We start from the raw sequence: 12,779 nt of genomic DNA, 5'->3' as shown, positions 1-12,779 counted from the left end.
AATCGAGAAGACAAAACCTCACGCCATTTTCAAAAAAAATACAAATTATTTAAAAGTTCTTTAAAATCTGCTTCCTTCATTGTTGCATTTATTGTATAAAATACGTCTTCATATGCAAACTGAGCTACATTTTCTTCATTTCCATCCTCTAATTCATACTGAATGATATCTATCTTATTTCCATCAACCGTTATTTGTGTCCTTTTTACCTTTTTATCCTCAATATCATATGCATATGATTTGTTCTCACTTTGAATTTCCATCTGATATTGAATAAGTGCATTTTTGTTCTCATAAATTAAGCAGACTTTTTTTAAAACTTCATCTATATCACTCTGTACCAATGCCATTCCGACCGAGTTTCTCTTTAGCCTAACAACATCAATTCCAAATTTTTCTTTTATTTCCTCATATACACTTTCTTCATCATAAACATCGACCTTATTCTTATCCCCATCCTCTCTCTCCGTATCCACCTGTGTCATCTTCCTATCTCCAATAGTCTGCGTCCACAGTTTTCCAAAGAACGGCGTCCCACCAATACTCACCATACTCCACATCATAGCAAACACAGCCACGATCGCCACGATTCCATATGCCTTCCAGTGCCGTTTTCTCTTCTTAACTTTCTTCTTCCCGGCTTCCTTCCCGGTCTCTCCGTTCGTACCGTCGTCACTTGCTTTATTGTCTGCTTCATGTTTCCCATGCTCAATTGGCACAACATTATCTATATAACTGTCACTCTCCACATCTTTCTTAAGACGATCCTTCGTATCTTCCCCGCCGCGAAGTGCCTGAACCTCTCGTCCGAGACGGATTGCCTCCTTGTCGGCATCTGACAGTTTTTCATATGCTTTCTGCTGTTCTTCATATTCTTGGATTTTACTCCACATCTTTTCATCCAGGTCTTCCGGAAAGGAAATGTCCTGCAGTGATTCGTCCGAGTCCACTTCTTCCATGATTTCCCCGGCTTCTTTTTCCAGTTCAGCTTTTAAAAGCTTATCCAGATTATCTTCATGTTTTTCCATTTTAAACCTCATTCTTTTGGATTTCTTTTCCCTTTAACTTGACCTTTTTCCTTCACCTGTTTAATATTATGATATCAGGGCAGTCTCTCTGCCTGTATCAACTGCGAATCTTAATTCGCACCATCAATGGGAGGATTTTTATTATGAAACGCATCATTCTGACCGGCGGAGGTACTGCCGGACATGTTACACCTAATATTGCACTGCTTCCCCGTCTTCGGGAACTGCAGTATGACATACATTACATCGGTTCTTACAACGGTATGGAAAAGCAGCTGGTTGAACAGCAGGGAATTCCATATCATGGTATCTCTTCCGGTAAGCTCCGCCGGTATTTCAGCCTTCAGAACTTTACGGATCCGTTCCGCGTCCTGAAAGGCTTCAGTGAAGCCAACCGTCTGATCAAACAGTTAAAACCGGATGTAATTTTTTCAAAAGGTGGATTTGTAAGTGTTCCTGTTGTGATTGCCGGAAAGAAGAACCATGTTCCTGTTATCATTCACGAATCGGATATGACTCCGGGACTGGCTAATAAGCTTTCCATTCCTTCAGCTGCAAAAGTATGCTGTAACTTCCCGGAAACTTTAAGTTCTCTTCCTCAAGATAAAGCAGTCCTTACCGGATCCCCAATCCGTCAGGAGCTTTTCACCGGAGATAAAGAAAAAGCCCGCGCTTTCTGCGGTTTCAAGGAAGTCAAACCAGTTATCCTGATCGTCGGAGGAAGTCTTGGCGCAGTCGCAGTCAATAACGCAGTACGCAAGATCCTTCCTGAACTCTTAAAAGATTTCCAGGTTGTTCATCTCTGTGGTAAAGGCAAGCTCGATGAAAAGCTCACCGGTCTGAACGGCTATGTTCAATTTGAATATATTCAGGATGAACTGAAAGATCTCTTCGCCCTTGCCGATGTTGTAATCTCAAGAGCAGGTGCAAATGCAATCTGCGAATTGCTTGCTCTTCGCAAACCAAATCTTCTGATTCCACTTTCAGCTAATGCAAGCCGTGGTGACCAGATTCTGAATGCCCGTTCTTTTGAACATCAGGGATTCAGTATGGTTATGGAAGAAGAAGAGCTTACAGATGAAAAGCTTCTCGCAGCTGTCCACAAGCTTTATGATTCCCGTGAAGACTTCATAAATGCAATGAATCAGTCTTCTCAGCAGGATCCGATCAAGACAATTATCGGTCTGATCGAAGATGCTGCTTCCAAATAATTTTTTAACAACAGTTATTTACATTGTTCAAAAACAGGTGCCGGAACGACACCTGTTTTCTTTACATATCCATCGGTGCTATTTTGTGTAATCATCAGAATTGTAATGTATCTTTACCCATTTTCTTGCTCTGTACAGTACACCCGTCAGTGCTTGGATACTGATCCCCATAGATTCAGCCACATCTTTTTGTTTTCTCTCCAGACAGTAAACCATGGTAATTGCTTCGTACCAGTTTTCATTTTCTTCGTACAATGCATCCAGAATCGTCCATCCATAACCCACTTTTTCTTTTTGTAAAATTTTGTGGAATACATGCTCCTCTGCACTTTCCGCATATTCCTTCGAGTACAGATCCGAAAACAGCTCAATATCTGCCTTCGGACATTCTCTTGCCCGCTTCTTCATATAATTGATAGCTGTATTTTTCGTTGTTGTTACCAGCCATGCTGCCATGTATTCTTCATCCACTGTATCAAAGTGTGTATATAGTTTTAGAAAAACCTCCTGGAATATCTCTTCCGCTGACTCTTTGTGACTGCCAGAATAATCCATTGCTATCCGATAAACGTTGAACTTATTTTTATGGTACACGTTCTCGAATTCCTTTTTATTCTTATTCTGAAAACTCACTCCAGTACCTCACTATTTTATTTTTCTTTCAGTTTTTCCAGGATTTCATCCCGATCTTCATCTGTAAGTTTACCTGGTTTCCAGCCGAATCCGCTCTTGTCATTTTTATATCTCGGAATCAGATGCATATGGAAATGGAATACGGTCTGACCGGCCACTTCCCCGTTATTCTGTACGATATTATATCCGTCACATCCAAGTACATCTTTTAATCTTGTTGTGATCTTCTTTGCAAGCTTAAATGCTTTTCCTGCCAGTTCTTCATCAATAGAATAAATATCTGCCGCATGTTCTTTTGGCAGGATCAGTGCATGTCCCTTTGTCGCCGGTCCAAGATCCAGAATTACTCTGAAATCATCATCCTCATATATGGTTGCAGATGGAATTTCTCCATTTGCGATTTTACAAAAAATACAGTTCTCATCCCTCATGTTTTTTCCTTCTTTCTACATTTTCTTCGATTAATCTCGAATTTGTTTACGAACCAGACTTTCAATGATAAACTACAACTACTTTATATCATGGAAAGGATGGTCGTTACCATGCCATTTACTGCAAATGATTATGAAAAGTTACATCAGCTTATGAATTCCAGTCCGGAAATTCGCGAATTACTTCAGAAACTCCTGGATTCACAGCAATATACAATCAGCAAGATCAGTCATGAAGTTCGCAATCCACTGACGCTGATCTACAGTACCTTTCAGCTCATAGAGTCCAGTCACCCTGAAACCAGAGATTTCAGCCACTGGTCGGAGCTTCGCGAAGACATCGAATACACAATCTCTCTGCTGCAGGAGCTGTCTGCCTATAATAACAGTGAACATCTGCATCTGAGCACGTTTTCTGCACAGGACTTTTTGGGACAGATCTGCCTGTCCTTTGCCGCCTCCTGCGTAGATACCGACATTGGATTCTCTTCTCTGATAACCCCTGATCTTCCATCTCTGACGGCCGACAGATTAAAGCTGCATGAAGCGATTCTCAACCTTTTAAGAAACGCCCGTGAAGCCATTTCGTCTGTTGGTTCAATCCGTCTGGAAGCAGTCCTCAAAGATCAAATGCTTCAGATTACCATATCTGATACCGGATGTGGAATCTCACCGGAATATCTCGACACGATTTTTGATCCTTTTGTCACTTACAAACCAGACGGCACCGGTCTTGGTCTTGCCATTGTCAACCGGACAATCACAGCTCACGCCGGAACAGTAACAGTTACTTCCTCCTGTGGAAAAGGCACTTCTTTTTTGCTTTTGTTACCAATTACATAATCATTTTTATTATAAAAAACACGTAATTGTTTTACAAGTACTTCTTTCCATAAACTGGAAAATGTAGTAAAAAGAAAAACATGTCCTATCTTACTTATTCCTCTAAATCATCCGCCATTATCTCATCCCATTGGGATTCCCGTTTTTTTCTACGTTTCTGAAGGCGCTGATTCAGAAATCCCCAGACACTCTGCCTGTCCTTTATAACCTGCCCTTTCATTTCCTGTTCTGCAATCCAGTCATCCAGGATCAGTTCCTCCTGCAGATCATATCCTGCTTTTTTCTCCGGCTGTATACTCTCCATTTCATTCTCCTTTTTCTCCAGTATCCGCTCCAGCGCATACTCAATATTATAATTTTCTTCCATTGAAGCCTTATGTAATTCATATGCCAGATAGACTGCCTCTTTCTGTTCATAATCTGTCTCCCTGACAAAATACTCTGTAAGCTCATGAAACTTTTCCAGAATATTACCTTCCAGTCCCGGACAATAACAAAAGTAATAGATTTCATCCGATACATAAATATGTCCCGGATCCAGGCTCAGACAGTTCACGTCCAGCAGATAATTCTTCACTGCATAAAGCACCTGGATAAACTGTCTCATAAATTTTTCCAGATCTGCAAATTTCCAGTGCTCTTTTTCTCTCTTTGCCTTCACGGATATCTTCCCACTGATCTCGTAGCGGTACTGGCTTTTATCATCTTTTCCCTGCCCTCTTACCGACAAGAGTCCGGGAATCGCATTTTCCATCAGCATCCGCATCTGATAATCTTCTTTATATAGCTCATCTGTTTCCAGAATCATCCAGGCATGATGTAAATCTCTTTCGTACTCTTCTCTCATTCCTCCTGGTCCCTTTCTACAATCTCCTGCAATACTTTTTTCCTGCGTATTTTTTCCTCTGGAACGGTCAGTGCCGCACTGCGTTTAACAGATACGCGCATTTTTCTCTTTTGCGCTCCTGCTGTCACTTCAAATTCATCTTTTACTACCGCAGTTTCCACCGATACTGTATCAAAAAATATCAGTTTGTTTTCAATTCTTTTCTGAAAATACTGCTCCATTTTTCCATCTTCTATTTCCTTTTGCCATCGCCATTCTTCACTTCCGACAATCGCAGTCTCATATGCCGCCCCACCGATAATATTTTTATCATGGTAATAAAAAAGTGCGAAAATAACTGCCATCCAACAAAGCAATACTACCGGCATCAGATACGCCATCTCAATTACTGTACTTCCTTTTAGCTTTACCATATAAATGTCCCCAGATAGCCGATCAGAAGAAAAGGATAAAACGACATTCTTGTCGTCCGTTTCCATTTTCCGCTCCAAAGACCTGCTCCTGCTGCCATCGCAGCCACAAGAAATGCAAGCATCAGCATTCCAAGCAGATTCCAGATCCCAAGAAAAATACCCATATTCAGGATCATCCAGCTGTCTCCGTACCCTATTCCCTCCTGTGACCATTTCGATATCATGAGAAATACAATTCCACATCCCAGTCCGGCAACCCATACACTCCAATGCATCCGTCCAAATAACGCACGGTACAGAATCGCCGCACAGCTTCCTGCGAGCAGATATTTCGTCGAGATTTTCTGATATTTTATATCCTGTGCTGCTCCGAATCCTAAAAAAAATAATCCTGCCAATTTTGCTATTTTCCACCACATTTTGAACATGCTCCTTTTCCTTTTACTTCTGACAGCGGAACTGTATAAACTTTTCTCTTCAGTCCGCTGCATGATAATGAAGTATGATAACGATCCCCGTAATCTGTGACATAGCAGTTGCCATCATTTCCCGGCATCCATCCACACCGTTCACACAAATGATAAATTCCTCCACTGCTGTTTCTCAGTTCCCCTAACTGTGTTTTCGCAACACTGCGCACGGACGGTTCCAGATAAGTGCACTGATAATTCCGGTGATATACGATTCCTGTTTCTGTCACATATACAAGTTCATTATCTCCAATTCCTGCTTCGTAGGTCTTTACATAACCGGTCCATGTCTTCATCCTCATTTTTTCTTTATAATGCAGTACCGGAATATGAAAGACAGGAACCGGCAATTCTACTTCATATTCTGCCGTTAGTTCCAGCACTCCCATTCCCGGTATCGCCCAGGATCTTTTACAGCTGACTCCTCCGCTTCCGCCAACAATCATACTTCGATCCATTCTTTCTTTCCCGACCGCATTTACAAGATCTGCATGCAGACTTATCGGGTTCAGCACCGGAATTTCTGCAAAACTCTCTGCCACCTGCTTTCCTGCACTCTGCAGTCCGCATCTTACTGCAGACTGGATGCTTCTGAGCTCCAGCATCCAGATCAAACTCACCGCCGCATATAGGAACAGCGGAACACAAAGTACAGCTTCTACTGTTACCGAGGCAGATACAGATGCCTTTTCTTTGACACAAGATATGGCGATCAAATCAGGTAGAAAATCAAATCCTTCCTCCTTTCTGCGAATATCAAATATGTGTTTGTAATTCAATATTTTTCTGTACATCATCAAAGGAATTTTATTTATTATTTCGATTGTCCTCAGAAAAGACACCTGTATCCACCTCCTAACATTTTCATTTTTTGTTACTGATATTGATATAAAATATGATACTGATACCGGATTCCTCTTCTCAGATAACATGTCATGTCAAAGTCTGCTCCTGATACGCAGGCATCTGCCCGGAAAAACGTTTTCTCCATTCCGGATCGCAGATTCATTTCCACCAGATCCAATGCTCTCATCGACAGTTCTTCCTTTGATTTTAAAACCAGCATCATTTGCAGATACTGCTCATAAGAATTTCCCTCTTCTGTCTCCTTCCCTTCCGGAATACTTCTGTTCTTTGACAGTTCAAGCAGACTATCCAACGTCAGATTCCAGCTCTCCTTACTCTTTACAGCCGGAACCTTCTTCCCTGCCAGAAGCGTCTTAACATCCGTAAGGCTTTCTCCATAAGCCCATGCAAGAAGCAGCGCATGCTTGATCACAGGTCTGATCTCCGGTGAAAGAAACACCGCACTCAGTGTCGTTGCAAGGGTATCCACCTCCATTTGCATGTCCTTATCGGTCAGCAAATATCCATAATTCACTGCAAATCGAAGGATTCGGATTCTCCCGATCACATATTCCAGATTGTCCTTGTCGCTCGCCTTTCCTCCTAACAAATACTCCATCTCATAGTCCAGTACCGTATTCTTTTTCTTATTTGCAGCATTGCCAAACTTATCTATAAGGTACAGATTGAAAAAAATGGTATCTCCGGCTCCATTATCTTTTTCCTTCATGGTTCCGTATCCCTGCCTGAGCTTTCGGTTCGATACAGTCTCTTCTGACTTTACAGCTTTCGATGACAGCGTAAATCCTTCTGGGCTGACCAGATTTAACAGTGCTTGCGCCTGTATATCCACAATATCCGCCAATGGATTATTTTCTGCAGGAAGTTCTTCTTTTTCACTTTCCAGCATCTGGTCAAGTTCTTTACTCGTCTCTATATTCTCTTTCCCATATTCATTTGCTTTCAGTTCCTGCTCCTTCCATTCGGATACCTTTCCCGTCAGATTCTCTATCGCCGCAGCTCCTGTCTTCATTTTCTCGTATTCAACCGCCTGCCGCAGAAATTCTTTTCCATTCTGGTCTGTCAGATAACGGATTGCCGCAATCTCTGTTTCTATATTTTCTGCCCCATAAAAGGACAGTCGGTTTAAAATATTTTCTTCAGACATTGTTCCGGATTCATAACTGCCTTCTATTGCAAAAATACCATATCGCTCCAGAAGATCTTTCTGATATTCTGCAAACGCAGATTCCACTGCCCTGCCTGCGTCTGCTCTTCTCTCATTCTTTGCCAGCTGGATCGAGGCACTTTCCAGTAAAGCCCCAACCAGAGTAAGAAGCAGAAGAAAGACCAGGCTTAGAAACACAGTAATCTCTCCCTTTACCATTTTTTTCATCTCTGTACACACTCACTTCTGAAATAAAATTTTTATTTTAGATTCCTGAACTTTCATTCGTTATTTTTTCAAATATTTTAGTTACAAGTTCATTAAGCTGTTTCTTAAAAATGATAACCAGACCGATAATGACGACCAGTACAAGGATCAATTCTACCGTTGATATCCCGTCTTTTTCCGTCAGAATCTTCTGAATTCTGATCCATCCTGTCCACAGCTTCTTTTTTACCGCCTTCATTCTCTCACCTCCTACACCTGGATCGACAAAAATGCCGGTACAACTACGATCGTAATCACGATGATCAGCATCAAAAGCATTGGGATCAAAAGTCTGGTTCCTGCCTCTTCTCCCAGCTGTCTCGCCCTGCTCTTTCTGTCCTCCAGTGCCTGTACTGCCTCCATACGAAGCATTTCAGAAATTCCTTTTGCACCCTTTTTCAGATTCTGTGAAAGAAGTGCTCCCATTTTCATATACGGAATCAGATCACATCTTCTTGCAAATCTTTCATAACATTCCATCTCCGGAATCCCACTTTTCATTTCCTGCCAGGTTTTCCAGATTTCTTCATATGCTTCTCTTTTTCTTCCCGTTTTTCCCCTGGTGATCCCATAGTCTTCCGCAATCCTTTTCCACACATTTTTCGCTGTCATTCCGGCACCGGTCAGCATCGTAAACTCTGTGATAATTTCCGGATAATCCAGCATCATCTGCTCTTTTCTCGTCTTCTTCCGATTGCTTTCTTTCTGTATTTCTCTTCCGACAAGCAGAATACTTATCGCTATTCCGAGCATCAGAATCGGAATCACTTTTGAATCTTTCTCCTCTGTCCAGGCAATTTTTCTTCCGTCCAGACTGGAAGGCAGTATAAGATATGCTTTCTGCCTCGTAGCACTGTCCTGCGATCTTACCAGTTCCAGAACCCGCTCTTTCGTGGAAAGCGTTTTCTCCTGTCCTGCAAAAATAACCAGATCCATCTCACACGGATATACCTTATCTTCATAATGCAGAACTCCGGTAATATTCATCCCAATCCCCTGGTTCTCCGGATCTTCTTCCCGGATTTTTTCCTGATCCAGTCTCCCAAGCGAATCCATTACATCATATCTGCTAAGTTCCCAGGAAACCGAAAACGGAAAATCGTCCAATGCTGTTACCAGATCCAGATCTGTCTTTATATGCGACAGATCCTGATTTTCCCCGGAAATCACTTTTGCAAGCTCTTCCCTCGCTTTCTGAAACTCCTTTTCCAGCCGCTTTTCACTGTAAATCTTCGGTGACACCTGAATTTCTATATCCTGCTTTTTTTCTCCTTCAACCTGCATAGAAAGCGCCGCTTCTTTTTGTCCTTCCCCGTACCCGTTCCGCTTTATCTGCATGGTTTCAGAGTTTTCCGTCCCTGTCTTCTGCACGATTTCCGACAAAAATGCCAGACTTGTCACCGCCACCATCAAAAGAAATATCTGCCTGAGAAGCCTGTCCCATTTTTTGAAAAGTGATTTCTTATTAAAATACATCCGTGCACAAACTCCGAGAAAGAAATACATTCCGATACAAAACCACATTTCTATACCTCGATTTCCACAATCTTACATCCAAGTCTCCAGGCAGCAATATAAGCTCCAAGACAAATACTCATAAAAGCCGCTCCTGGCAGATTCCCGTATAACCCTGCCATAAATTCCGGAAAGCTCAGACGCATATAACCAATAATTCCCAAAGGGATCACTGACATGATCTGAAATTCCATTTTCTTCGCTGCAATTACAGTATCGATTTCTCTTTTTACTTCCGCTTTATCACCAAGTTGTCTAACCGCATTTTTAATGATCAGAATACTGTCGCCTCCGCTTCTCTTTGCCAGAGAAAATACAGTGACAAATGTATCCACCTCCGAAAGTGCTACCCTTGTAGCAAAATCCTTCCAGGCAGCTTCCGCGGTTACGTTCAGATTCAGCTGCCTTACCATATACGTAAATTCCCGTACAATAAGTGCATGCCTGTCATACATGATCTGCAGATCTCTCTGTACCTCTTTGATCGCGTTTTCCATAGAGTATCCCACATTCAGCTGCGCTTCCAGTGATTGAAGTGCATCCTGGAACTGTCTTTCAAAACGTCTCTTCCCTTTTTCCTCCGCCTGACGGATCATCCTTTCGTAATACTTCATTCCCAGAGGAAAAAACACTGCCATCATCCACAGTCTTGAATAGAACAGCATGGCGATCAGAAACACCAGAAGAATACTTTCCGTTATTGCCAGGGCATACTCCTTCCGGCTGATACCCTGCCGCCATAAGTTTTTCCGTCCTTGTAAGCGTGGACCTTTTCACCCACTCCCCTTGGATTTTTCCATCCTTACTTCCCGTCTCCTGAAAGGAAAATAACGGTTGAAGCCTGATTTCTCCTTTTTCATATCCCAATACCTCCATGATTTCCAATACTTTCCTGCTCTTGTCCCGAAGGCGTCCCAGATGTACCAGGATATCGATTCCGGAAGCGATCTGACGCATAACTGCTTCCAGCGGAAGTTTAATCCCCATCAGTACCATTGTAGACAGTCTGCTCATCATATCATCCGGACTGTTCGCATGGCCGGTACTGATCGACCCGTCATGGCCCGTATTAAACGCCTGTAACATATCCAGTGCTTCTTTTCCTCTGACTTCACCGACAATAATCCTCTCCGGTCGCATCCGAAGCGCTGTCCTGATCAGATCACGGATATTGATCTCCCCTGTTCCTTCTACATTTGCATTCCGTGCTTCAAGCCGCACCAGATTTGGAATCCCTGTGATCTGCAGTTCCGCGCTGTCCTCAATGGTAATAATACGTTCTTCTTTCGGAATAAAATCCGACAATACATTCAGAAAAGTTGTCTTTCCTGATCCTGTCCCTCCGCTGATAAAAATGTTATACTTTGCCTTCACGGCCTGGATCAACATTGCCGCCGCTTCTTTTCCGATAGAGCCTGTGTCGATCATCGTCTCCATCGTAATCCTGCTTTTCGGAAACTTTCTGATCGTAACAATCGGTCCATTGAGCGCAACCGGCGGCAGTACCACATTTACTCTGGATCCATCCTCCAGTCTCGCATCTACGATCGGTGTTGCCTCATTGACAACCCTGTTACAGCCTGCTACCATCTGCTGAACCACATCTTCAAGCTTTCCCTTTGAAAGAAACTTTTTATCGGTTTCATAAATCCTTCCGTTACGCTCGATGAAAATCGGCTGCGTTCCATTGATCATAATTTCCGTAATCTCTTCATCCTCGATCAGCTCCTGCAAGATATCCAGCTTCCTGAACGCGTTAAAAAGCTCTCTCCCGAGAATTGCCTTTTCTCCAAGCGGAATGAACTCTTCTTTCGATTTTTCTTCCAGTATCCTGTGGATCAGTTCCAGCAGCTCTTCATCGCTTGCTTCCTTCGACAGATCCATCTGCGCCAGAATTTCTTCATGAAGTTGTTCTGCCCTCCGCATAGAAGAACCTCTTTTCTGTACTTTCTTTTAATAACTCAACTGTTTCTTTTACTGTCTGACGCATATTTTTCCCCATATTGATATACATGGTACGCGACTCCAGCTCCTGATACCGCAGTACCTTCAACATATGCTGGTACTGCGCAATTTTTGCCATCGCATATACATCCTCCGCACACGGCATGAGAATCTGGTCACACAGCCTTAACAGCTGAAACACATCCTCCATCCCATTTCCGATATCCAGAATGATCACGCTGTATACACTTTGGCTGATCAGTCTTTCAAATAGAGTTTTCCATTCCTCTGTATGCACAGCACGAAGATCTGTCCATACTTTCATTGGCGGGATATAGTCCAGATCACCCATTCTTTTTACCATGGATGCAATCCGTATCCCGATATCATCTCTTTCCTGTTTTGCATAGTAAAGAACATTTGCCAGATCAGGAGCATCCTGATCCCGGAAATATCCTCCCATGCCTGCATAGGTTTCCAGATTCAGATACAGCACGTCCTCTGACTGTGCCAGTGCTTTCCCAAGTTTCAGTGAAAACGTTGTCTTTCCAATTCTGTGAACCGGTGAATATACTCCAAGGATTCTTCCATTTCCGTTATCCGCACACGATCCAGGAAACTTCTCTTCCTGAAGTCCTTTTAAAATCCCGGTCATCAGTCCGTCAACCGGCTGATATTTCCGAAGCTCCGTTTCCTCCTCTCCCAGATCCACACAATGCTGTCTCGTCAGAATAATTCTCTTCCCGGTAAAAATCTGCTTTCTTTTTTCATATGGAACATCCTCACTGATCAACAATACCTTTATCAGACCAATCTTCAGTAACTCCTGTACCATTTCCGGCGACGAACAGATTCGCACTCCTGCTGTCACCTCTTTTTTCAAAAGCAACGCCTCCGCAAGTCTTCTGACATACTCTTCTTCTGGATCACAAATTAAAATTTCTCTGTCGATTCTTTGCTCTGCTCCTTTCCGGCATGTCCGCCCTTTTTCTTTCAAACTTTGAATCAAATGCCGAATGGCATATGACGGAACACGTTTGCATTCCTTTTTTGACACAGTATTTATCAGAATATAAATACTGCTGAAACTGATTTTTTGATTTTCTAACTTATTGCTTTGCCTCTCTTGTAAGACGTATTATATGCGCCACTTTTCCCTTTGT

General features: G+C 42.5%; 15 protein-coding genes. 2 read left to right on the top strand and 13 right to left on the bottom strand.

The window, feature by feature from the left end; all coding sequences use genetic code 11:
* Positions 1-29: 29 nt before the first annotated feature.
* Positions 30-1,028, bottom strand: coding sequence for a DUF4367 domain-containing protein (locus PG766_RS07160; protein WP_173698780.1), 999 nt, complete (start codon positions 1,026-1,028; stop codon positions 30-32).
* Between the two features lie 143 nt (positions 1,029-1,171).
* Here PG766_RS07160 and PG766_RS07155 point away from each other — a divergent pair, with 143 nt between their 5' ends.
* A complete protein-coding gene (locus PG766_RS07155; protein ID WP_118199123.1) occupies positions 1,172-2,239 on the top strand; it encodes an undecaprenyldiphospho-muramoylpentapeptide beta-N-acetylglucosaminyltransferase in 1,068 nt (355 codons plus the stop codon).
* A gap of 78 nt (positions 2,240-2,317) precedes the next feature.
* Here PG766_RS07155 and PG766_RS07150 read toward each other — a convergent pair whose 3' ends face one another.
* Both PG766_RS07150 and PG766_RS07145 read right to left on the bottom strand, forming a co-directional pair.
* Complete coding sequence (locus tag PG766_RS07150) at positions 2,318-2,872, bottom strand: RNA polymerase sigma factor (RefSeq protein ID WP_022220438.1); 555 nt, start codon at positions 2,870-2,872, stop codon at positions 2,318-2,320.
* Positions 2,873-2,889: 17 nt separating this feature from the next.
* The gene (locus PG766_RS07145; protein WP_008374196.1) at positions 2,890-3,303 is read right to left on the bottom strand and encodes an HIT family protein; all 414 of its coding nucleotides are present in this window, start codon (positions 3,301-3,303) and stop codon (positions 2,890-2,892) included.
* Between the two features lie 111 nt (positions 3,304-3,414).
* Between PG766_RS07145 and PG766_RS07140 the strand changes: the two genes are divergently transcribed.
* Positions 3,415-4,146: a sensor histidine kinase gene (locus PG766_RS07140; protein ID WP_270590684.1), complete on the top strand. Its 732-nt coding sequence runs from the start codon at positions 3,415-3,417 to the stop codon at positions 4,144-4,146.
* A gap of 94 nt (positions 4,147-4,240) precedes the next feature.
* On the opposite strand, the gene PG766_RS07135 is transcribed toward PG766_RS07140, so the two are convergent.
* Genes PG766_RS07135 through PG766_RS07090 form a run of 10 tightly spaced genes read right to left on the bottom strand, consistent with a single transcriptional unit; the run spans position 4,241 to position 12,499 of the window.
* Positions 4,241-4,993 carry a DUF6382 domain-containing protein gene (locus PG766_RS07135; RefSeq protein WP_118199121.1) on the bottom strand — a complete coding sequence of 251 codons (753 nt, stop codon included), beginning with the start codon at positions 4,991-4,993 and terminating at the stop codon, positions 4,241-4,243.
* Positions 4,990-5,406, bottom strand: coding sequence for a TadE family protein (locus PG766_RS07130; protein WP_118199153.1), 417 nt, complete (start codon positions 5,404-5,406; stop codon positions 4,990-4,992). The genes PG766_RS07135 and PG766_RS07130 overlap by 4 nt, the downstream gene beginning before the upstream one ends.
* On the bottom strand, positions 5,400-5,825 hold the full coding sequence (locus PG766_RS07125; RefSeq protein ID WP_173698778.1) for a prepilin peptidase: 426 nt from the start codon (positions 5,823-5,825) through the stop codon (positions 5,400-5,402). The genes PG766_RS07130 and PG766_RS07125 overlap by 7 nt, the downstream gene beginning before the upstream one ends.
* A complete protein-coding gene (locus PG766_RS07120) occupies positions 5,810-6,718 on the bottom strand; it encodes a hypothetical protein (protein ID WP_008374202.1) in 909 nt (302 codons plus the stop codon). Before PG766_RS07120 ends, PG766_RS07125 begins: the two co-directional genes overlap by 16 nt.
* 32 nt (positions 6,719-6,750) lie before the next feature.
* A complete protein-coding gene (locus tag PG766_RS07115; protein WP_147356972.1) occupies positions 6,751-8,118 on the bottom strand; it encodes a DUF5702 domain-containing protein in 1,368 nt (455 codons plus the stop codon).
* Between the two features lie 37 nt (positions 8,119-8,155).
* Positions 8,156-8,356 (bottom strand): Flp1 family type IVb pilin, encoded by a 201-nt coding sequence (locus PG766_RS07110; protein ID WP_022220442.1) that lies wholly within the window; start codon positions 8,354-8,356, stop codon positions 8,156-8,158.
* A gap of 11 nt (positions 8,357-8,367) precedes the next feature.
* Positions 8,368-9,633, bottom strand: a complete 1,266-nt coding sequence (locus PG766_RS07105) for a secretion protein F (RefSeq protein ID WP_147356971.1) — start codon at positions 9,631-9,633, stop codon at positions 8,368-8,370.
* 50 nt (positions 9,634-9,683) lie between these two features.
* Positions 9,684-10,286, bottom strand: coding sequence for a type II secretion system F family protein (locus PG766_RS07100; protein ID WP_173698774.1), 603 nt, complete (start codon positions 10,284-10,286; stop codon positions 9,684-9,686).
* Complete coding sequence (locus tag PG766_RS07095) at positions 10,228-11,598, bottom strand: CpaF family protein (protein WP_270590679.1); 1,371 nt, start codon at positions 11,596-11,598, stop codon at positions 10,228-10,230. The genes PG766_RS07100 and PG766_RS07095 overlap by 59 nt, the downstream gene beginning before the upstream one ends.
* A complete protein-coding gene (locus PG766_RS07090) occupies positions 11,573-12,499 on the bottom strand; it encodes a hypothetical protein (protein WP_147356970.1) in 927 nt (308 codons plus the stop codon). Before PG766_RS07090 ends, PG766_RS07095 begins: the two co-directional genes overlap by 26 nt.
* Positions 12,500-12,779 lie beyond the last annotated feature (280 nt).

The organism is Coprococcus sp. LG101-27 (assembly GCF_027695515.1).
GTDB classification, from domain to species: Bacteria; Bacillota; Clostridia; order Lachnospirales; family Lachnospiraceae; genus Allocoprococcus; species Allocoprococcus comes.
This window is presented reverse-complemented; position numbering and strand designations above follow the sequence as displayed.